We start from the raw sequence: 22,467 nt of genomic DNA, 5'->3' as shown, positions 1-22,467 counted from the left end.
TTGTACTTATCCTGACATTATTTTCCTGTATGGCTGACTCTTTACCGGTTTATAACCCTGTTGAACGAGTCGTTGCAACGGCTTCGCAGCCCGATTCATTGCAGTCCGTTCCGCTTAACCGAACGGTTCATCTGACCATCATCTTGCCGCCTGGCTATCGAGCCGACGATACCGCCTATCCCGTACTTTACCTCAACGACGGGCAGGATCTACCGCGTTTGCACATGACCAATGTTCTGGATTCATTGTATCAGAAAAGGGCTGTCCGACCGTTCGTACTGGTTGCCGTGCATGCGGGTGACCGGATTCAGGAATACGGCACGGCGGCTCAGGCCGATTACATGAATCGGGGCAGCAAAGCCGCTCTCTACACGGATTTTGTTTTGACGGAATTGTTGCCGTATATCAGGAAGCAGTATCGCGTACGTACTGAACCCAACCAGTCGGTGTTTGCCGGATTCTCGCTGGGTGGGTTATCGGCTTTCGATCTTGTTTTTCACCACCCCGATCGCTTTGGTCGGGCTGGCGTATTTTCGGGTTCGTTCTGGTGGCGGAGTAAAAGTACGGCCGACGGCTACCGGGATGAAACCGACCGGATTATGCACGATCTGGTTCGAAAAGGAACATACGACGAGAAGCTTAAATTCTGGTTTGAAACCGGTACCGAAGACGAAACCAGCGACCGAAACAACAACGGTATCATCGATGCGATTGATGACACAACTGACCTGATGGATGAACTAGTCAAAAAAGGATACGACCGGGATCGCGCCATCCGTTATGTCGAACTAAAGGGCGGCAAGCACGATCAGGAAACGTGGAGCGCCATCATGCCCGATTTTTTGACCTGGGCCTTTGCCAATGAGTAAGTCGCCAAACGTAAACCCTTTGCCATGCCGAGCAAAGCCGCAAGCGGTGATGGATCTTGCGACTATTATCAACCTCAAGATTGCTTTTAAAAACCTAAATATGGACGGAGTGAAGTTACTGGCAACGTTGGTTGTGGGGCTCTTGCTGGCTTGCAAGAGCCCTTATGTACTGGTTCCTATGCGTTCGCCGAACCCGCCCCGAAAACTGGTCTGGAGTGATGAATTCAACAAATCCGGTCTGCCGGATTCCGCCAAGTGGGGATATGACGTTGGCGGAAACGGATGGGGTAACAATGAATTGCAGTACTACACAGCCCGGCGTCCCGAAAATGCCCGCATTGAAAACGGGACGCTATTTATTGAAGCTCGAAAGGAAGACCACCAGGGGCAGGCATACACATCGGCGCGGCTGGTAACCCGTAACAAGGCAACCTGGACTTACGGGCGGATTGAAGTCATGGCAAAATTACCGAAAGGAGTAGGTACCTGGCCCGCTATCTGGATGCTGGGAGAAAACATATCGACGGTAAAATGGCCCCGCAGTGGCGAAATAGACATCATGGAACACGTTGGCTATGATGAGGGCATCATTCACGGAACGGTTCATACGGAAGCCTACAACCACGCTAAAAAAACCGAGAAAGGAAAAGCTGTGTCAATAAAGGATGTGACGGGATCCTTTCATCTATACGCCATCGAGTGGACTGCGGGCCAGATTGATTTTTTTGTGGATGATCAGAAATACTACACCGTTCAAAAGTCGGTTTTAGGCGATAGCGAAGCCCAATGGCCGTTCGACCAACCCTTTTCCCTGATTCTGAACGTGGCCGTTGGCGGTAACTGGGGCGGTCAGAAGGGAGTGGACGAAACAATCTGGCCGCAACGCATGGCTATCGATTATGTGCGGGTGTATCAATAGTTCGTTCACCAGTTCAACTGGTGAGGCCTTTATCCTTGGTTTGTGAAGACACAAATCATAGAGGATAAACAAGCCGGCTGATTCATCTGGCGTTCAGGACATTGCCCTTTCACGGCGGCAGTACAGGTTCGATTCCCGTATCGATCACTATCTAAAAACAAAAAAAAAGCCCACCTTCTCGGGCGGGCTTTCCTTCGTTCAGAAAATCATTTCTTATAGCTTACGCGATAGATGATGCCATTGTTGTCGTCGGTGAACAGGAGGGAGCCATCTGGCATGGTAGCTATACCCACGGGGCGGCCAAACTGAGACTGGTTGTTTTCGACCACAAAACCCGTTACCAGGTTGTCGATCCGGACTGGTTTGCCACCTTCGAAATGCACCCGTACTACGTTATAGCCCGATGGCTGACTGCGATTCCAGGAGCCGCGCATGGTTGCAATGGCGTCGTTCCGATATTCAGCCGGAAAACTGCTCGTTGCGCTGGTTCCCGCCGTATAGAATACCATACCCAGAGGAGCTGCGTGCGCATCGTACTGTAAAACAGGCAAGGTGGTTTTTGCCAGGATCTGCGCATACGTCGTATCGCCCATCGGTCTTGGGTGCGGGTTGTAGTTGCCATCACCGTAGATGTAAGGCCAGCCGTAAAACGCGCCATCCTTAATAACATTCAGCTCTTCTTTCTGTTGGTCGTCGCCCAGCCAGTCAATGCCGTGGTCGAAGCCGTAAAGTTCTTTTGTTTCCGGATGCCAGCCAAAGCCAATGGTATTGCGCAATCCTTTGGCGAAAATCCGCCGACCTGTTCCATCCGGATTGGCGCGTAATATAGTGGCACTTTCCGGATTCGTATCGGCGCAGGCGTTGCAGGTGCTTCCTACCGTAATGTACATAAATCCATCTGGCCCGAAAGCAATTGTGCGGTTCGGGTGCTGCCCGGCATCCGGCAAATTGCCAATCAGTTGCTGCGGAGTTCCTAATGTACCGTCGGCATTGATGGTAGCTGAGAATACCTCGTGAATCGATACCATGTACATTTTACCCGAGTAGATTGCCAGGCCATGCACATCTTTAATCGTTGCGACGACCTGTCTCTGGTCTGCCTGCCCGTCATTGTTTGTGTCCCGAAGTAAAGTAACTGTTCCCGCTGCCCGGCTTGTTACGTATACGTTTCCGGTTTCACCAACGGTCAACATTCGGGGTTTACCAAGCTGGTCAGCAAACTTAGCGATACTGAAGCCAGCAGGTACTTTGAGCTGCGCAATGCGTGCGTCGGTGGCTGGTACCAGGGCGGGTTCAAAAACGCTGCCCTGCACCTGGGCAGCGGTGGGTTGCTGATTTGTTTCCGGAATGCGGGTGTTGAACACCTCATCTTTACTACAGGAGACGAGTAGCGATGCCGCCACTATACCCGGCAAAATCATTGGTTTGACTACGTTTCTCATGTTGATGCTGGCTTTTTTTAGTACGTTGAGGGTTGTGCCGTTTTTTTTGCTGAATGCTATATTTTAACCTTCATTAAAAAACGATTAATATTCCTTAAACCTGAAAGTTGTACACATGTTTAAGCGTTCAGGCTAGTCCGTAAAGCCTTGTTTCAGAATTGATCGGGGTATAGAAATGAGTAGCATGACCAACACTCTACAAAATCTGTGGAAAAACATATGCACTAGTCGTCCTGATAAATAGCTAACTGCCACACGGTCAGTACATGGCACAGTTTTAGCTGACCCGTTGACTGAATTCAACGTTAAACCATTTAACTGATAGACAACATGGCTTCTTTAGGATCTCAAATTGCTAATTTTTTCGGTGGTAGTGATAACGACACACGGGAAGGACTGCACGGCCTTTTCATCAATGAACTGCGGGGTATTTACTACGCCGAAAAACAAGCTGTCGACGCACTTGGCGAACAAGCCGACGCATCGACCACGGACGAAGTAAGAGACGCGTTTCTTCAGCATCAGGAAGAAACCCGCGGCCAAGTTGCCCGGCTGGAAGATGTATTTCGCAGCATTGACGCCGACGCTGATGATAAGACGTGTGCCGCTATAGATGGTCTGGTCGAAGATGCACAAACTGTTGTTTCGAGCACCGAATCCGGCTCCTTAACGCGTGATGCCGGTCTGATCATTGCCGGACAGAAGATTGAGCACCACGAAATTGCGGCCTACGGATCGGCGGTGACGCTGGCCAAGGTACTGGGTTATACGGATGCTGCCCGCCTGTTGCAGCAAACGCTGGAAGAAGAAAAAAATACGGATCGTAAACTGACCAAAATAGCCGAGTCGTTCATTAACCAGCGCGCTGCTTCGGAAGATGATAACTCATCTGATTCAGAGTCTGTTCAATATGCCGATCAACGCAATACAGCGGTGAACCCCGATGGCACTCGTTACAGCGATGATACGATAACAACGGGCTACGGGTCAACGACTTCGGGCTATGGCTCATCGGACGGGAGCCTGCTGGGCGGCAGTCGCTCGCTGTAATTCTTAACCAGATTTTACAAAAAAAAGCCGGGCGTCAAAATTTGACGCCCGGCTTTTTTCATTAATAAATCGCGTGGTGAGTAAACTACCTGACCTCGCTAGTCTTCGTGAATTACCTGTTGCTGACAGGGTCAGTCAGTTCAGGATCGGTTTCTGTGCCGTCATTATTGCCCAGTGTATCTCCGTTGCCGTAATTGGACTTATCTACCTCCATATTTGGGCTGCCCGATGCGGCTCCAGTGCCGTCGTTCTCCATCGCTTCTTCCTCATCGGTAGGGGTGGTCGGAGGATTGTTCACATCACCAGCCAGATCAGCCGGATTGTAATCCTGGTTGATCATAATGCTGTCGTCCGGCGTCTGGGCAGTTCCGCCGGTAGTCGATCCAATAGTTGAGTCCTGATTCATGTTTTCCATAATCGTTCGTTGTTAAGGAGAAATAGGTTATGTCAGAAGGGCCTCGCTCAACCTTTTGTGAATACTTCCCACAAACGGCTGTACAATTTACTCGCGTAATTTTTTACGTCGAGGTGCGAAGCGTGGATGGTAAAGGGCACAAACTGATTGGCCGACGAGGGTAGGGGCTCTATCCGCACGGTCCGGCCGGTGGTCCAGGTGCCCGCCAAGCGTCTAACAGAACCCGTGAGCCGAAAACCAGCATCAACCAAATCCGTCTGGCAGGTTTCGGGATGATGCGCTACGGATAAATCCTGCGAAAACCGCTGGAGCTGGCTGGCGTCGAACCACGACAGTTCTGGCATCTGCAACTGGTTGGTGTACCGATCGTTACGATAAAGAAACCGGACCGAAAGAATTGATTTGCCAGCCTTCGGACGAGAGGATACCTGCAAATCAATTACTTCAAAAGGGGACGATTCTGAGGCAGTAGAGAGTTCAATGTTCATCGTTGACGAAGGATAAAAACAGGTGTATGGTTATGATTAAGCAAGACAATTCAATCAACAGGGAGTAACGACCGCGTAAGGTCGCCCTGTGTCGTTCTGAAATAACCCCGTATGTATCGGGGATGTTTTCTTGATGTGTACTTACACGTAAATCATTTTACGGGTCATGCCGCCGTCGACCACGAAATTCTGACCCGTAATAAAGCTATTTTCGGGAGCGATCAGGAACAGAATCATACGGGCGATATCATCGGCCTGACCTACCCGGCCGGCCGGATGCTGCGCGTTGTCTTCCGGGCTGAGTTCGTCTGTTTTCGCCTTTGCTTTTTTCTTCAATCCCGATACATCGATCCAGCCGGGACTGATTGCGTTGACCCGTACGTCGGGACCTAAACTAACGGCTAATGAATGGGTTAATGCCACAATACCACCCTTGCTGGCTGAGTAAGCAAACGTATCGGGCTCGGACTGGAACGCCCGGGTCGAGCTGATGTTGACGATACTGCCTTTTTGAGCGGCCAGAAACGGAGCGGTGTGTTTTGCGCAGAGAAAAGAACCCGTCAGGTTGGTGCCAATGACGCGGTTCCACTCATCAAGCGTCAGCTTGTCGAGTGATTTTTCGATCATGACAGCGGCATTATTGATAAGCGCGTCAATCTGACCAAAATGGCCAATGGTCTGTTCGGTCGCTTTTTTTACGTTGACTTCGCTGGACACGTCACAGGACACAAACAGGATTTGCGCCGAAGAGGCTTTGAAGGCTTCGCGCAGTTCGGCAAGGGCATCCGTATCCGCTTCCCAGATGGCTACCCGGTAGCCGTGTGTCAGTAAATACTGCGTAGCCACCCGGCCAATGCCCTGACCTCCTCCGGTAATAATTGCTGTTTTCATAGGGGTTGGATAAACGCTCCAAATGACCAAACTACGCGCTTTTGGTAACACAACGCTAGCTCAACCGGTTAACTTATGCCTAACTTTATCGAACGGGCCGGGCTATTTTTGCTGCTATGCTTCAGATTGCTTTTTCGCCAGTTTACCGGCTTCGGTTGCCCGAAGGGCATCGGTTTCCCATGCTCAAGTACGAATTGATCCACGAACAACTGCTTTACGAGGGAACCTGCACGGAGGCTAATTTCTTCGGTCCGGCACCTGTCGATGACCGTTGGGTGCTGGGCGTGCATACGCCGGAGTACGTGCAGGCCCTGAAAACGGGTACAGTCGACCCCAAAATGATGCGCCGAATCGGGTTTCCGCTAACCCCCGAACTCATTGAACGGGAATGGATTATTACGCAGGGAACCATTGACTGTACACAACTGGCTCGCCGGGATGGGGTGGCCATGAACATTGCGGGGGGCACGCACCACGCTTTCCCGGAGCGGGGCGAAGGGTTCTGTATGCTCAACGACGTGGGCGTAGCGGCACATTACCTGCTCGAAACAGGCCAGGCGCGGCAAATTCTGGTGATCGATCTGGATGTGCACCAAGGAAACGGAACCGCCTGCATGTTTCAGCATGAACCCCGGGTTTTTACGTTCAGTGTGCAGGGACAGGACAACTATCCACTTAAAAAAGAGCAATCGGATCTGGACATCAATCTACCATCCGGCACGACCGACGACGTGTATCTAAATACGCTTTATGATCGGTTGCCCGGTCTGATTCAACAGGTGCAGCCTGACTTTTTATTTTACGTGTCGGGTGTCGATATTCTGGCGTCTGATCGGTTGGGTAAGTTGAGTGTAAGTCGGGACGGGTGCAAACAGCGCGACATTTTCGTGTTTGAACAGGCCCTCAAACACGGGTTGCCGATTGCTGTCTCGATGGGGGGGGGCTACTCACCCCGCCTGACCGATATCGTAGAAGCCCACTGCAACACATTCCGGGTGGCCGCCGACCTATTTTTTTGACCAGAATTTTTGGATTAATTCGGTTGTATCTTGCTCGCTCAAAAATTCGTTCACCGAAACGTAGTAAAACAGGACACGGCGTTCGTTTTACCTAGACTATGAAGCAGAATATCGTCAAAACCAGACTCAAAAATAACCAGCCCGTACTGGGTGTCCTGTCCAATAGCAATGATCCGACTGTGGCCGAATTGTGCGGGTATTCCGGACTGGATTTTTACATGATCGACGGCGAACATAGTTCCGTTACGACATCCGAGGTGCAGAACATCGTGCGGGCCTGCGAACTAAGCGGTATTACGCCATTGGCCCGGGTGCGTAGCAACGACCCCAAGTTGATTCTTCAATTTCTGGATGCGGGCGTAATGGGTATTATGATGCCGGCCATCAGTACCGTTGCCGAAGCCGAAGCGCTGGTGCAGGCGGTGAACTATCCGCCCGTAGGTTCCCGTGGTTTTGCGCCCGTTCGGGCCAACGACTATTTGTTGGGGAGCATGAACCAGGGTGAGTTTGTCTCATTTGCCAACGAGCAGTTGCTGGTGCTGGCTCAAATTGAAGACAAAGAGGCAATAGACAACCTCGACGATCTGCTAACGGTAGAGGGAATAGACGGATTTGTGATCGGCCCCCGCGACTTAGCCATGAGCATGGGTTACTACGATGGTCCCGGCCACGACGAGGTCAAACGAACGATTGCCGGTGTGGTTGAAAAAATCAGGAAGGCCGGGCTCATTGCCGGAACCACAGCCGCTACCGGTGACCAGGCGCGGGCGCTGATTGATCGGGGCGTTCTGTTCTGCCTGAACTCTTTTGCTGGTTTATTGAAAACGGCCTCGTCGGATTTTATGAAGGGAAGAGGGTAGGGATGTATGATAGATGTGTAAGGTATAGAATCTGGTGTTGACGTATTTTTTATATCAAAACTCATATACCATATATCACACATTTTTTTTACCTTTGCACCCTCATTTCCAATTTCATACAAACACATGTACGCAATCGTAGAGATCGCAGGGCAGCAATTCAAGATCCAGAAGGGTCGCCACATCTATACCCATCGGTTAGAAGGTGACGTGGACGCTGCACTTGCCTCCGACAAGGTGAAAATTCTCCTTGTTGACAACGAAGGGAGCATTACCGTTGGTGCTCCAACTGTCGCAGGAGCGGCAGTATCGGCTAAAATAGTCGAACACCTGAAAGGCGAGAAGGTTATCATCTTCAAAAAGAAACGCCGGAAAGGATACAAAAAGAAAAACGGCCACCGTCAGTACCTGACGAAGGTCATGATTGAAGACATAACTCTATAACTAGTAGATAGGAATAAGAAGGAAGGAGTGAGAATGGCTGACTCAAGTGCACCAGAAACTCCTCGATTCTCAATCCTGACTCCTAACTTCTAAAGAAAATGGCACACAAGAAAGGTGTAGGTAGTTCCAGAAACGGCCGTGATTCGCATAGCAAGCGGCTGGGTGTTAAGTTGTTCGGTGGCGAGTCAGCCATCGCTGGCAACATCATCGTGCGTCAGCGCGGTACGAAACACCACCCCGGCAAAAACGTCGGTTTAGGTAAAGATTACACGTTATTTGCGCTGGTAGCGGGTACGGTGAAGTTCCGTCCGGGCCGCGACAGCCGTTCGTACGTGGACATCGTTCCAGCTGAAACAGCGGCAGTTGAAGTAGCTGCTTAAGGAAGGCATTAAGTCAACAGAAAATAGGTGACTGACCGCAGATAGTATATCTGTATTGAGTTGCTTCTGACGCTGAAGACTTTTCGAAACCCGCTCGACAACGTCGGGCGGGTTTTTTCGTGCATAAAAACTAAAAAAACGTTGTTACTGTTAGGCCTGTACGAATGCCGCACAGGTGCATACGTAAACTGAAAACACTCTTGCCGATGAATCCTACGCTAAGCCGTCCTGTATCCATCTTTACAGAAGGAAGCCCCAATCCGAACTCTATGAAGTTCGTCGTTAATTTTGAACTGGTTCCGGAAGGGCTCTCCTTTGATTACGCTACGCCAGGGGATGCCCTGCTCGAAGGAAAGGCCTCTCCATTGGCGGTTGCGCTGTTCGGGTTCGATTTTGTACGCCGGGTGTTTATTTCGGCCAACTTTGTCACGGTCACCAAAGACGACGAAACGGATTGGGATGAGGTGTTGCTGGAGCTCAAACTCTTTCTTAAAGACTACTTTGGCGGACAAAACCCCGTTTTCTCGCAACGAACGGTAGATACCAACACGACGAAACTCGACATGGACTCCGAAACGGTCCAGAAGATAAAAGCCGTATTGGACCAATACATCAAACCTGCCGTTGAATCAGATGGCGGAGCCATTAGCTTTTATTCGTTCGACGAGCCAAGTGGCACTGTAAAAGTGCTGTTGCAGGGTTCGTGCAGCGGTTGTCCTTCGTCTACACTTACCCTGAAATCCGGCATCGAAAACCTGTTGACCCGCCTGGTACCCGAGGTTAAATTAGTTGAAGCCGAGGGCGTTTAATGCAAGTAGCTTACCGGGTAACTGGTATACCGATAGCTGACTGCCGTTTCGTAACTCTTTATAGTTACGGAAACGGCAGTTTTTGTTTAGTGTATTGTCTGCTACGACAAACCCTTGTTTACTACGCTATCTGCTTACTTCCGTGGTTCGTGCAGTCGGCGCTCCGATCTTCACGAACCATTCGTGCCACTTTATTTAACGCTGTGATAAGGACATACTTCACGAAACAGACAGCGTAATAAATGGTTGAAAAATGCATGATTTACCCGCCTGCCCCAGACCAATAAATCAAAATAAAGCTGGTTTTAGTAACCCATGCCCGTCGGTAGGGGTTTACTTTGCAGTTCATTGTGCCATTCAACTCCAACTGCATGAAGTATTCGTTTGCGTTACTATCCTCTCTGCTTCTGTCAACAACCGGCTTTTCGCAAAATTTACTTGGTATTTCGACCAGTCGTTACGGTGGAACCAACCGCCTTTACATCAACCCCGCCCTGGCTGCCGATTCTCCGTCGAAGTTTTACCTGAATCTTTTTACGGGCAACGGCCACGTCGATAATAACTATGTCCGGTATCAGGCTCCTTTTTCGTTGGTGCGTTTGGTTACAGGGACTGTACCAGGCCAATACAAAAGTGCGGATGGGTCGGTCAAGTTCTCGTCCGACTACACCCAGGAAATGTTGAACGGGAGACCCAAGAACGGTACCATCTGGGGCGAGGTGCGAGGACCGTCCTTTCTGGTTAAAACGGGGCAGAGCAGCGCTTTCGCGGTTACCACGCGTTTCCGGGCCGTTGGTCAGGTTGTTGGCGCTTCTGAACCGCTTCTGTCGGCGCTCCGGGCGAGCCTGAGCGATGGTGCTTTTTACAGTGTTCCCAGCAACGACAATAAGTTTAGTGCAAACACCAATACCTACGCTGAGCTGGGCCTGACGTATGCCGGCGCTATTCTGGAAGGCGATGGCCGTAAACTCTTGTTGGGAGCAACGGCTAAATTTTTGCTTGGTTACAATGCTCAACAGCTGATCAACCGGGGGCTGAATTATCGTATCGTGACAGACCCCAACAACGCAAACACTGCCATTCTGGAAGTCAATAAACTCGACGCTACCCTGGCGTACACGACGTTTCTGGGAAATCGTAGCCTGACCCCAAATACCCTGTTCAGCACGTCGGCACCGGGTAAAGGACTGGGCCTTGATATTGGGTTGACCTACATCGATCAATACGACGAAGACAGCCCAACGTTACAACTGGGCGCTGCCTTAACCGATATTGGCGGGCTGACCTACTCGGGTCCGAAGTATGAGTACAATGATTTAAGCGCGAATCCGGCCAAGTTTAAAGGAAGTGATTTCAATCAGGTCAGTGGACCACAAGGTATTGCGGAAGTCATACAGACAAAACTGAACACGGGCCGTACGCCGGATAGCCAGCGGTTTAATGCCGGCTTGCCAACGTCGCTGAACCTCTCTGCCGATTATCAATTGCCCGGTGGGCTGGGTATCAACGTGACGTATTTGCGGGATATGCGGTCGGTGCAGGCAAGCGCCATTCACCAACCAACCCTCCTGGCCGTGACGCCCCGGTACGATGCGCGCTGGTTGAGCCTGGCGGCCCCTATTGCCTATTTGAATGGCGGGTTAACAGCCGGTGCTTCGGTGCGGGTAGGACCGGGCTGGCTTGGCACTGATAACCTGCTGGGACTACTGGGTACCGGTACCAACAGCATCAAACCTCGTGGCCTGGATGTTTACCTCGGGCTGGCTTTCGGGATTGGCCGAGCCAACAGAGAACGGTACGATCGTTGACATTTGGATGCTGTTTTTGCGTAAATTTGGTCAGGCACTGCGCTGAGTCATCAGTAGCCGCCAGTAAGTCTGCAAGTCAACAGGTAGTCAGGACCCTTTGGGCACTCCTGGTTTTCCGACGAATGGCTGATCAGCTTTCTAACGTATAAAACTGCATATAAAGGTCTGTTATGACCGAACGAGCTACTTTTTTCGATACACCGCTACTTTACCTGAAAGGATTAGGGCCCCAGCGTACGGAACTGCTCAACAAAGAGTTGAACCTATTCACGTATGGTGATCTGATTCAATATTATCCGTTTCGTTACGATGACCGGACCCGCTATTATACAATCAGCGAGTTGATGGATTCGATGCCGTCGGCCCAGATTCGGGGGCGGCTCCGGGACTGGTATCTGGAAGGGGAGGGACCTAAAAAGCGGCTTGTCGGTACCTTTACAGATGGCACGGGCTCCATGAGTCTGGTCTGGTTTCAGAGTATAACTTATCTGGAGAAGTCGCTCCGGCGCGATGGCGAATACATCGTATATGGAAAACCGCAGTCTTTTAACGGCCAGTTCAGCATCGTGCATCCGGAGCTGGAAAATGCCAATGCGGCCTCCGACAATGAGCCCGGTTTCTTTCCGGTCTATAACCTAACCGAGAAGCTACGTAAGCGCCACCTCGACAGCAAGGTGCTGGGCAAGGCCATGCGTAGTCTGATTGAACTAGCGTGGCCGCACATTCGCGAAACCCTGCCGGACTCGCTTATTCAGCAGTACCGGCTGATCAGCAAGCAGGAGGCTATGTGGAACATCCACCTGCCGCAAAATCAGGGCTGGCTGAAACAGGCCCAGCGCCGACTGAAGTTCGAGGAATTATTTTACAACCAGCTACGGCTGATCAAGAACAAGCTTATTCAGAAGGAGGAATTTCCGGGGCAAGTTTTTCGGGATACCTCACTGATGAAGCATTTCTACAAAGAACTCCTACCCTTTGAACTGACCGGAGCCCAGCAACGGGTAATTAAGGAAATCTACTCCGATTTTCTGACGGGCAAGCAAATGAACCGGCTCTTGCAGGGTGACGTCGGCAGCGGTAAAACCATTGTGGCGTTCATTGCGTGTCTCATGGCTATTGGCAATGGTGCGCAGGCCTGCCTGATGGCTCCAACCGAAATTCTGGCCGATCAGCATTACAACGGACTCAAACCCTTTGCCGATGCGATGGGCCTGAACCTGGGCATTCTCACCGGGTCGACCAATAAAAAACGCCGGGTCGTACTGCACGACGAACTTCAGTCGGGCAAGATGCACATTCTAGTCGGTACGCACGCCCTGCTGGAAGATGCGGTGCAATACAAGAATCTGGGCCTGTGTATCATTGACGAGCAACACCGATTTGGCGTAGCCCAACGGGCCAAACTCTGGCGTAAAAACGAAACAGTGCCGCCCCACATTCTGGTCATGACCGCTACGCCCATTCCACGTACGCTGGCCATGACGCTTTACGGCAATCTCGACGTATCGACCATCGACGAACTGCCTAAGGGGAGAAAACCCATCAAAACCGTTCACAAATACGATAAGCACCGCTCCGAAGTGTTTGGGTTCATGCGGCAGCAGATCGAACTCGGTCGCCAGGTGTACGTTGTGTATCCGCTGATTGAAGAATCGGAGAAGCTGGATTACAAAGACCTGATGGATGGGTTCGAGAGCATGCAGCGGGCTTTCCCCCGGCCAACGTATGAGATCGGAATGTTGCACGGAAAGATGCTGGCCTACGAAAAAGACGACGAGATGAAACGGTTCCTGAAACACGAAACCCATATTCTGGTCGCCACAACGGTTATCGAAGTGGGTGTCAACGTGCCCAATGCCAGCGTCATGGTCATTGAAAGCGCCGAGCGATTTGGCCTGTCGCAGTTGCACCAGTTGCGCGGGCGGGTAGGGCGGGGGTCCGACCAGTCCTATTGCGTGATGATGACGGGTTATAAACTCAGCAGCGACACCCGTACCCGGCTCGAAACAATGGTTCGTACCAATAACGGATTTGAAATCGCCGACGTGGACCTGCAACTGCGCGGCCCCGGCGATTTGACGGGTACCCAGCAAAGTGGCGTAATGGATTTGATGATTGCCGACCTCGCCAAAGACGGCGCTATTCTGACAGCCGCCCGCGAATCAGCGCAGGCTATTCTGGCCGAAGACCCTGAACTTTTGCTCCCCCAGCACGCGCCCATCCGCAATCACGTGGACAAACTCAAGCAAACTGAAAACAACTGGGGCCGAATTTCATGAGCCAGTAAAGCCCTAATTGGCTGATTAGGTTGATTTTATCTTAATAATTGTGAAATCCCATTAAATAATGTTAAAAAAAAGTATGAATTGGGTAATAATCAGTGAGTAAAAACCCTCACTGACCATGCTTTAACCGTCTATTAATCTCTATTAAAGACAGGTTAACCATGCAAAAACAATTTACTAATCAGAGGGTATTCTTCCTACGAAAAGATACCTTCACAAACTCGACCTGGTTGCGCAGAAACGCATTCTGCCTGTTGCTCAGCCTGGTTTGCTCAGTCAGCGCGATGGCCCAATCCAAAATCACGGGTAGAGTGATTGATGAGCAGGGGCAAGGGCTGCCCGGCGTGAGCGTTGTCGTTAAGTCAACGACAACAGGATCTGTTACTGATACGGATGGGCGTTACACGCTGACCGCGCCATCCGGAGCTGCTGCGCTGGTTTTCTCGTACATCGGCTACACAACCCAGGAGGTGCCGATTGCTGGAAAAAGCACAATCAACCTAACGTTGGCTACGGATACCAAATCACTTAACGAAGTTGTCGTTGTTGGGTATGGTACGCAGCGGAAAGAAACAATTACAGGTTCGGTTGTGGCCGTTAAAGGAGCCGACCTGGTAAAATCGCCGACGACAAACCTGTCGAACTCACTGGCGGGTCGGCTACCGGGCGTAACGGCGGTAAACCGCAGCGGTGAACCAGGCTACGATGGCTCGACCATTCGGATTCGGGGTACAAATACGCTGGGTAACAACAGTGCCCTGGTCGTTGTCGATGGTATTCCTGACCGGGCGGGTGGTCTGGACCGGATCAATCCGGCCGATATTGAAACCATCTCGGTGCTGAAAGATGCATCGGCGGCAATTTATGGCTCACGGGCTGCCAACGGCGTAATCCTGATTACCACCAAACGGGGTAAAACAGGCAAGCCACAATTGTCGTACTCGTTCAACCAGGGTTTTGCGCAACCAACTGTAGTGCCTAAACTGGCAAACGCGGCTCAGTACGCAGGCATGCTGAACGATCTGAACGTCTATGAATTACCCGTTGGCGAGTGGTCGGCAGCAACGCAGGCCTACAAAACAAACGGAACCTACACCCGTCCGGATGGCACGGTTCGTACGGCACCCTATTCGCCTACAGATATTCAGAAATACAGTGATGGCTCAGATCCCTGGGGCCACCCCAATACCGACTGGTACAAGTCGACGCTGAAAACCTGGTCGCCCCAGTCGCGGCACAATCTACAGCTGACGGGCGGAACGGAAGATTTCAAATACCTGGCTTCTCTGGGCTACCAGAACCAGGACGCTTTCTACAAGAACTCGGCAACGGGCTACAAACAATATGATCTTCGCCTGAACATTGACGCGAACATCAGCAAGAACCTGCACGTAGCGCTGGGTATTCTGGGTCGCGAAGAGTTCCGGTTCTACCCGACACGGGGTGCCGGTGCTATTTTCCGGATGCAAATGCGTGGCAAACCCAATCAGCCTGCTTTCTGGCCTGATGGTCGCCCAGGTCCTGATATTGAGAATGGTGAAAACCCCGTCGTTATCACGACAAACGCGACCGGATACGACCGCGACAAACGGGATTACATTCAGACGAATGGTCAGCTGGATTTGAAAATACCTGGTGTTGAGGGGCTTAAAATCTCGGCAACGGCGGCCATCGATAAATTGAACCAGAACAACAGACGCTGGGAGACGCCCTGGACGCTGTATGAGCGGGGTACGGGTGTTGATGCCAACGGCAACCCAAACCTGACGGCCAGCGTACGTGGACCTGCCGAACCCCGCCTGACGCTGGGAAACAATACGCAGTTGAACATCCTGTTGGGTGCCATCGGTACGTATGAACGTAAATTTGGTGATCACGGTCTGACCGCCCTGATTGGGGTAAACCGCGAAACGATTTCGGGCGATAACTTCAATGCTTACCGCCGGTACTTTATCTCGCCGGCTATCGACCAGTTGTTTGCGGGTGGTGCCCTGGAGCAGAACAACGGTGGTAGTGCGTTTAACCGGGCTCGTTTGAATTACTTCAGCCGGCTTGCCTATAACTACAAGGACAAGTACCTGTTCGAATTCCTGAGCCGCTACGATGGATCGGATATTTTCCCACAGGCAACCCGTTACGGATTCTTCCCTGGCGTAATGGCCGGCTGGGTTGTATCGGAAGAAGGCTTCTGGAAGAATGCTGTTCCCGTGATGAACTATTTCAAAATACGGGCCTCGTTTGGTCAGTTGGGTAATGACCAGATTTATTTTCCTGGAACGACCACGCTGGCAACGTATCAGTATCTGCCAACGTACGGGTTCAATACGTACATCATTAACAACGCCCAGCAGCAGACGCTGTCGGAAGCCCGGATTCCTAACCCAACCATTACGTGGGAGGTGGCCAACAACGCCGATATTGGTATTGAAGGACAATTCTTCAATGGTAAAGTTTCCTTTGAATTCGATTACTTCAACAACCTGCGGACGTCGATTCTATACCCACGTAACGCGTCGGTACCCCGTACAACGGGTCTGATTTTGCCGCCTGAAAACATCGGACGTGTGCGGAACAGCGGTTTCGATGGACAGATCAGCTACAATGGTCAGTCCGGTGCACTTCGGTACAGTGTAGGCGTTAACGGTGGCTATTCGCAGAACAAAATTCTGTTCTGGGATGAAGCTCCCGGTGCTCCAGAATGGCAGCGCACAACGGGTAAGCCAATCAACGCGTACATGGCCTACCAGTATGATGGCGTATTTGCTACGCAGGGTGATATCGATGCCAACAAACTCGATTACTCGGCTATCGTGAAAACGCTGCGTCCCGGCGACATGAAATACAAAGATTTCGACGGTGACGGCAAAATCACGCCAAACGATCAGGTTCGGAACAACCGGACAAACCTGCCGCTGTTCCAAGGTGGTATGAACATCTCGGCTTCGTACAAAAACTTCGACCTGACAGTTCTCTTCCAGGGTTCAGCCGGTGCGCAGCAATACATCAGCCTGGGTGAGTCGGGTAACATCGGTAACTACCTGCAGGAGGTTTATAACAACCGCTGGACCGTAGAGAACCCGAGCAGTGTACATCCTCGCATTGCCAACCGTAGCGACCAGTATTATTCGGGTGGCAACACCTACTGGCTGCGTTCGGCAGATTACATCCGGCTGAAAAACTTCGAAGTCGGCTACACTATTCCAGAAACCCTTGGTAAAAAGATTGGAGTAGGTAGCTTACGGGTGTACGTCAACGCGTTGAACGCGCTGACACTGGTTAACCGGTTGGGTTCGTTCGATCCAGAAGCTGACAACGCAACTGGGCAGTACTACCCGCAATCGCGCATCATCAACGGGGGGCTGACGCTTCGTTTCTAAACGCTTTTATTACAACATGATACAGAAAGTCAAAACTATAAGTCTGGCACTGCTCGTTACGTCAATCAGCATAACGGGCTGTAACGACAATTTTGTCAATACACTACCGCTTGACCAAGTGGCTGGTGATGCGGTCTGGTCGGACCGAGCCCTCACGGAAGCTTTCGTTACGGGGATTTACGCCGGTCTGGGGCAGGGTGGATTCAATGAACAGCAACTTTCTTCGCTGACTGATGAAACCATTTTTACGCACCCCGGTCGGGGCATTACGACGATTACAGAAGCCCGTTCGAACCCAGCTGATGCAGGCTGGATTAACGAAACGATCGACTGGAACCTGATGTACCTGCGCATTCGGGCTGCCAACCTGGCCATTCAGAATTTATCTGCACCTAAATTCGCTAATACAAGCGGGATCGTTGACCGATTGATGGGTGAGGCCAAGTTCATGCGCGCTTACTACTACCACCAGTTGGTTCGGTATTACGGCGGAGTACCCATCGTTGATAAAGTATACGGATTGGGTGAGGCCGATTATACCACACCGCGTAACACGATGGAGGAGTGTATCAACTTCATTACGAAAGATTGCGATGACGCGGCTACGCTGCTGAAAGGCAAGTCGTTAGCTAAAGGTCGTGCCAATGAAGTGGCTGCTCTGGCGCTAAAAGCTCGTATTCTGACGTACGCGGCCAGTGATCTGTACGATGCGACAACGGCTAAATCGAAATCATCGACGCACGCTGCATTCGCGCAGCCCGCGTTGTTGGGTTACGTAAGTGGTAGCCGGTCGGATCGTTGGCAGAAAGCAAAAGCTGCCGCGAAAGCGGTACTGGATGCAACCAGCGGGTATCAGCTTAACCTGTCGGCACCCGCTTCGAAAGATGCTGGTACGGCGAACTACATGAACATTGCGCTGTCGCGGAGTGGTGGTGAGCAGGATGTTTTGTTCTCGCGCTCCTTTATCAATCAAAAGCCAGAAGCAGGTGGTCAGATCGGTTTGTACAACGGGCCGAACGGGTACCACAACTGGGCGGGTAACACGCCGGTATCGTTGCTGGTCGATGATTATGAAATGATGGATGGGTCGAAGTTCAGCTGGAGCGATCCAACCAAAGCCACGACGCCTTACGCCAACCGCGATCCCCGTTTTTACGCGTCAATTCTGTATGACGGTGCTTCCTGGAAACCGCGTACGGCCGATGTAGCGGCTAAAGATCCGGTCAACCAGATCCAGACGGGTCAATACGAAGTGACCAGCGGCAGTGGTAAAGTAGCCGTGGCTGGTCTGGATACCCGGAAGAGTACCGTTGAAGACTGGAATGGTAGTTATACGGGCTACTACATGCGGAAATTCACGGACCCAAACCCAGCGATTGTTGATCAGAATACGTATCAGCAGATTCCCTGGCCGTTCTTCCGGTATACGGAGGCCGTGTTCAACTACGCTGAAGCCTGTATAGAACTGGGCGAGGATGCCGAAGCGAAAACGTGGCTGAACAAGATTCGTTACCGGGCAGGGATGCCTGCGCTTACGGAAACCGGCGATGCACTGCGTCAGCGGTACCGGAATGAACGCCGGATCGAAATGGTATTCGAGGAGCAGCGTTACCACGATGCCCGTCGCTGGATGATTGCCCCGGCAACACTGGGCCGCAAAGCCAATATCATCAGCATTACGGGTACGCTGAAATCCGGTAAAACGGTTTCGTTATATCAGTACGATCCAACCAGCTACGATTACGCCTATCGTGTTGTTGAGATTGATCCGGGAAAAGAAAACCGGGCCTGGCTCGATAAAATGTACTTCCTGCCCATCAGCCGGGATGAAATAAACCGGAATAACAAACTGGTACAGAATCCGGGTTACTAATAGGCAGCTGGTTTTCCGAATTAAGTAAAGTAAATCCCCGTCGGTATTCACAAACCGACGGGGATTTTGCGTAAATTTCTCCGTTGATTTTTCTATAAAATGCTGATCGCTCTCCGTAACCAATTACTCTTACTAACCTGGCTGCTCTGTATGGCCTGTGGCCGCTCGTCAGACAAGCAGGAAACAGCCGGTAACACCGCTCCTGAATCACCGCCCCTTTTTACGCTGCTCTCGCCCGACCAGACTGGGATTACGTTTGCCAACAATCTGACCGAAGGGCTGAATACCAACGTGCTCATGTATGAGTACTTCTACAACGGGGGCGGGGTGGCTACCGGCGATCTGAACGGAGACGGGCTGGACGATATTTTCTTCACCGGGAATATGGTGCCCAATAAATTGTACCTCAACAAAGGGAATATGAAATTTGCCGATGTTACGGCTACGGCGGGCATTCTGGGGCGCGAGGAACCCTGGAAAACAGGCGTTTCCATGGCGGACGTTAATGGGGATGGTCGACTGGATATTTACGTCTGCCGATCGGGTAGTACACGGCCTGAGAGCCGGGTGCCTGAACTGTTTATCAATGATGGCCCCGACGCCAATGGCGTTCCTCATTTTACCGATCGAACGGCAGCGTACGGGTTGAATAAACCCGCCCAGACGACACAGGTGGTGTTTTTTGACTACGATCGGGATGGTGATCTGGACATGTTTCAACTCAATCACAACCCGCGGCTGCTGCCCATTCTTGATGCAGCCGCTACGGCTTCGTTGCTGAAACAGGCCAATCCGGAAATTGGCGTCCGGTTATACCGTAATACAGGGAACCACTTCGAGGATGTAACGGAAAAATCGGGGTTAAGCAGCTCGGTACTGACCTACGGACTTGGAATTGGCGTGGCCGACCTGAACGCTGACGGCTGGCCGGACATGTATGTTTCCAACGATTACGGTGTTCCTGACTACCTCTATCTGAATCAGCACACGGGCAATCGGCACACCGGGTTTCGGGATGTGCTGAAGTCCAGTGTCGGTCATATATCTAATTTTTCAATGGGTAATGCCATTGCCGATGTCAACAACGATGCGCTCCTCGACATCTTCACCCTTGATATGCTGCCCGAAGACAACCGACGGCAGAAGCTGTTGATGGCTCCGGATAATTACGACAAATACAACCTCAGCGTAGCATCAGGCTTTCATCACCAGAATATGCGTAACATGCTGCAGATCAGTAATGGAGAAGGTCGGGAAGGCATACCGTCTTATCGGGAAGAAGGTCAGATGGCGGGTATCTCTAATACGGACTGGAGTTGGTCACCGCTTTTTGCCGACTACGATAACGATGGATGGAAAGACCTCTATATCACGAATGGATATGTTCGTGACTATACGAACCAGGATTTCCTGAAATACATGACCGATTACATGAAAAACCGCCCGGCGAATTTTCGGCGCGAAGATGTGCTGGAATTGGTTCACAAAATGCCGTCATCGAATGTCCCGAACTATGCTTTCCGTAACCGGGGTGGCGAGCCCAGGGTCCGGCGTTCTGACGAAGTTGGCTTTGCCAACAGTGGCCCAGCCTGGGGACTGGCTCAGGCATCAAACAGCACCGGCGCGGCTTACGCCGATTTGGATAACGATGGTGATCTGGATCTTGTGGTAAACAATACCAACCAACTGGCCTTTGTCTTTCAGAACGAAGCCAACAAAGAGCGCAACCATCATTACCTGGCGGTGAAACTGGTTGGCAGTGGGGCCAATACACAGGGCGTAGGAGCTAAATTGACACTCTATCGGAAAGGAAATCAGCAGTATGTCGAACAGATGCCAACGCGGGGTTATCAGTCGAGTGTGTCGCCCCGGTTGCATTTTGGCTTGGGGACTGATTCGGCCATTGATTCGCTGCGGATTGTCTGGCCAACGGGTAAACAGCAGGTGATTGCCAACGTAAAGGCGGATCAACTGCTGACCGTGGAGGAGAAAGCCGCTCGTTCTACGTATAAAATTCTGCCGTCTACCCCCCAGCTTTTCCGGGAAGTGAGTTCGCCCGTTGCGTTCACCGACCCTATCAAGAAGATCAACGACTTCAAGCGGCAACCGTTGCTGGTCAATGCACAATCCTTCAATGGTCCATGCCTGGTTAAGGCTGATGTCAACGGCGATGGGCGGGAAGATATCTATGCTGGCGGAGGCAGCGGCCAGGCGGGTGCATTATACATTCAGCAGGCTTCGGGGCAGTTCAGTCGGCTGTCGCAACCGGCTTTCGAGGCCGACAAACAGAGCAGCGATGCTGATGCCGTTTTCTTCGATGCCAATGCCGATGGGTTTCCGGATCTGTATGTTTGTAGTGGCGGCTACGACGATTTCCTGCTCGATGATCCAGCCTTACAGGATCGGCTGTACCTCAATGACGGCAAGGGGAAATTTACCAAAAGCCCTGGTGCTCTACCCGTTATGCGTACCAGCAAAAGTTGCGTTCGGGTTGCCGATGTCAATGGCGATGGTCGACCGGACCTGTTCGTGGGTGGGCGAGTAATTCCTGGTCGGTATCCCGAAACGCCGACCAGTTACCTGCTTGTCAACACGAGTAAAGCGCGGGGCGGGCAACCCAGTTTCACCAATCAGACGGCCACCCTGGCCCCCATGCTGTCAACGCTGGGTATGGTGACGGATGCTGCCTGGGTGGACCTGAATGCCGACCGGAAGCCCGAATTAGTGGTTGTTGGTGAGTGGATGCCCGTAACGGTACTTGGCCTGAGCAATGGACACCTGACCGATCAGACGAAAACGTACTTCGAAAAGGAGTATCGGGGGTGGTGGAACAAGCTACTGGTCGATGATTTTAACGGCGACGGACGCCCCGATCTGGTGGTGGGCAACCAGGGGCTTAACACCCAATGCCGGGCTACCGACAAAGAACCCGCCGAACTGATTTATAAGGATTTCGACAACAACGGAAAAGTAGATCCGATTCTGTGTCTGTACGTACAGGGAAAATCATACCCGCATGCCACTCGCGACGAATTACTCGATCAGCTTGGCGTATTGCGTCATCGCTTCACCAACTACGAAAGTTATTCGAACGCCACGCTGACCGACGTATTCACCGAAGCCCAGTTAGCCGGAACAACCAAGCTGACCGCTAATCAACTGACAACGACTTATTTTGCCAGTACGTCCGCGGGTAAACTGACCGAAAAGCCGTTACCCATGTCGGCGCAACAGTCGCCTGTTTTTACCCTCACGGCGCTGGATTTCGACCAGGATGGGCATAAAGACTTACTGCTTTGTGGGAACACCGCCCAGGTCCGTCTGCGTTTTGGCCGGGCCGATGCGAACGCTGGCTTATTGCTGCGGGGTGATGGCCGGGGCGGATTCGCTACGGTGCCACAACCACAGGCTGGCTTTCGGCTGTCGGGCGATGTTCGATCGGTGTTGCCAATCGGGAATACGCTGCTTTTTGGCATCAATCAGCAGAGCATCCGGGCCTATCAACCCGCTAGTACTAAGTAGCTTACGGGATTAAAAC

General features: G+C 51.7%; 17 protein-coding genes. 13 read left to right on the top strand and 4 right to left on the bottom strand.

What is annotated here, in order from left to right:
• Positions 1-29: 29 nt before the first annotated feature.
• Together ACYU87_RS10760 and ACYU87_RS10755 are read left to right on the top strand one after the other, a co-directional pair.
• Positions 30-869, top strand: a complete 840-nt coding sequence (locus tag ACYU87_RS10760; RefSeq protein ID WP_461134067.1) for an alpha/beta hydrolase — start codon at positions 30-32, stop codon at positions 867-869.
• 100 nt (positions 870-969) lie between these two features.
• Entirely contained in the window at positions 970-1,788 is an 819-nt protein-coding gene (locus ACYU87_RS10755; RefSeq protein ID WP_461134369.1) for a glycoside hydrolase family 16 protein, read from the top strand.
• A 206-nt stretch (positions 1,789-1,994) separates the two neighbouring features.
• Here ACYU87_RS10755 and ACYU87_RS10750 read toward each other — a convergent pair whose 3' ends face one another.
• Positions 1,995-3,230, bottom strand: coding sequence for a PQQ-dependent sugar dehydrogenase (locus tag ACYU87_RS10750; RefSeq protein WP_461134066.1), 1,236 nt, complete (start codon positions 3,228-3,230; stop codon positions 1,995-1,997).
• Between the two features lie 330 nt (positions 3,231-3,560).
• Between ACYU87_RS10750 and ACYU87_RS10745 the strand changes: the two genes are divergently transcribed.
• On the top strand, positions 3,561-4,280 hold the full coding sequence (locus ACYU87_RS10745) for a YciE/YciF ferroxidase family protein (protein ID WP_461134065.1): 720 nt from the start codon (positions 3,561-3,563) through the stop codon (positions 4,278-4,280).
• Positions 4,281-4,392: 112 nt separating this feature from the next.
• Here the strand turns inward: ACYU87_RS10745 and ACYU87_RS10740 are convergent, their stop codons facing one another.
• The 3 genes from ACYU87_RS10740 to ACYU87_RS10730 form a co-directional block, all read right to left on the bottom strand.
• The gene (locus tag ACYU87_RS10740; protein ID WP_461134064.1) at positions 4,393-4,695 is read right to left on the bottom strand and encodes a hypothetical protein; all 303 of its coding nucleotides are present in this window, start codon (positions 4,693-4,695) and stop codon (positions 4,393-4,395) included.
• Positions 4,696-4,742: 47 nt separating this feature from the next.
• Positions 4,743-5,183 (bottom strand): hypothetical protein, encoded by a 441-nt coding sequence (locus ACYU87_RS10735; RefSeq protein WP_461134063.1) that lies wholly within the window; start codon positions 5,181-5,183, stop codon positions 4,743-4,745.
• A gap of 141 nt (positions 5,184-5,324) precedes the next feature.
• The gene (locus ACYU87_RS10730; protein ID WP_461134062.1) at positions 5,325-6,074 is read right to left on the bottom strand and encodes an SDR family oxidoreductase; all 750 of its coding nucleotides are present in this window, start codon (positions 6,072-6,074) and stop codon (positions 5,325-5,327) included.
• A 116-nt stretch (positions 6,075-6,190) separates the two neighbouring features.
• Between ACYU87_RS10730 and ACYU87_RS10725 the strand changes: the two genes are divergently transcribed.
• The 10 genes from ACYU87_RS10725 to ACYU87_RS10680 all read left to right on the top strand — a co-directional run bounded on the left by ACYU87_RS10725 (position 6,191) and on the right by ACYU87_RS10680 (position 22,451).
• The gene (locus ACYU87_RS10725; RefSeq protein ID WP_461134061.1) at positions 6,191-7,093 is read left to right on the top strand and encodes a histone deacetylase family protein; all 903 of its coding nucleotides are present in this window, start codon (positions 6,191-6,193) and stop codon (positions 7,091-7,093) included.
• Between the two features lie 98 nt (positions 7,094-7,191).
• Positions 7,192-7,953 carry an HpcH/HpaI aldolase family protein gene (locus tag ACYU87_RS10720; protein WP_461134060.1) on the top strand — a complete coding sequence of 254 codons (762 nt, stop codon included), beginning with the start codon at positions 7,192-7,194 and terminating at the stop codon, positions 7,951-7,953.
• Between the two features lie 126 nt (positions 7,954-8,079).
• Positions 8,080-8,397 carry a 50S ribosomal protein L21 gene (rplU, locus tag ACYU87_RS10715; protein WP_460935569.1) on the top strand — a complete coding sequence of 106 codons (318 nt, stop codon included), beginning with the start codon at positions 8,080-8,082 and terminating at the stop codon, positions 8,395-8,397.
• A 98-nt stretch (positions 8,398-8,495) separates the two neighbouring features.
• Positions 8,496-8,777, top strand: coding sequence for a 50S ribosomal protein L27 (gene rpmA / locus ACYU87_RS10710; RefSeq protein WP_461134059.1), 282 nt, complete (start codon positions 8,496-8,498; stop codon positions 8,775-8,777).
• A gap of 206 nt (positions 8,778-8,983) precedes the next feature.
• Positions 8,984-9,586, top strand: coding sequence for a NifU family protein (locus tag ACYU87_RS10705; RefSeq protein ID WP_461134058.1), 603 nt, complete (start codon positions 8,984-8,986; stop codon positions 9,584-9,586).
• Positions 9,587-9,957: 371 nt separating this feature from the next.
• Complete coding sequence (locus ACYU87_RS10700; RefSeq protein WP_461134057.1) at positions 9,958-11,394, top strand: DUF5723 family protein; 1,437 nt, start codon at positions 9,958-9,960, stop codon at positions 11,392-11,394.
• Positions 11,395-11,564: 170 nt separating this feature from the next.
• Positions 11,565-13,673 (top strand): ATP-dependent DNA helicase RecG, encoded by a 2,109-nt coding sequence (gene recG / locus ACYU87_RS10695; RefSeq protein WP_461134056.1) that lies wholly within the window; start codon positions 11,565-11,567, stop codon positions 13,671-13,673.
• A gap of 167 nt (positions 13,674-13,840) precedes the next feature.
• Positions 13,841-17,056 carry a SusC/RagA family TonB-linked outer membrane protein gene (locus ACYU87_RS10690; RefSeq protein ID WP_461134055.1) on the top strand — a complete coding sequence of 1,072 codons (3,216 nt, stop codon included), beginning with the start codon at positions 13,841-13,843 and terminating at the stop codon, positions 17,054-17,056.
• 16 nt (positions 17,057-17,072) lie between these two features.
• Entirely contained in the window at positions 17,073-18,929 is a 1,857-nt protein-coding gene (locus ACYU87_RS10685) for a RagB/SusD family nutrient uptake outer membrane protein (protein ID WP_461134054.1), read from the top strand.
• A gap of 99 nt (positions 18,930-19,028) precedes the next feature.
• The gene (locus tag ACYU87_RS10680) at positions 19,029-22,451 is read left to right on the top strand and encodes a VCBS repeat-containing protein (RefSeq protein WP_461134053.1); all 3,423 of its coding nucleotides are present in this window, start codon (positions 19,029-19,031) and stop codon (positions 22,449-22,451) included.
• Positions 22,452-22,467 lie beyond the last annotated feature (16 nt).

Source organism: Spirosoma lituiforme (assembly GCF_054776635.1).
The sequence above is the reverse complement of the archived record's forward strand: the minus strand, read 5'-3'. Positions and strand labels throughout refer to the sequence as shown.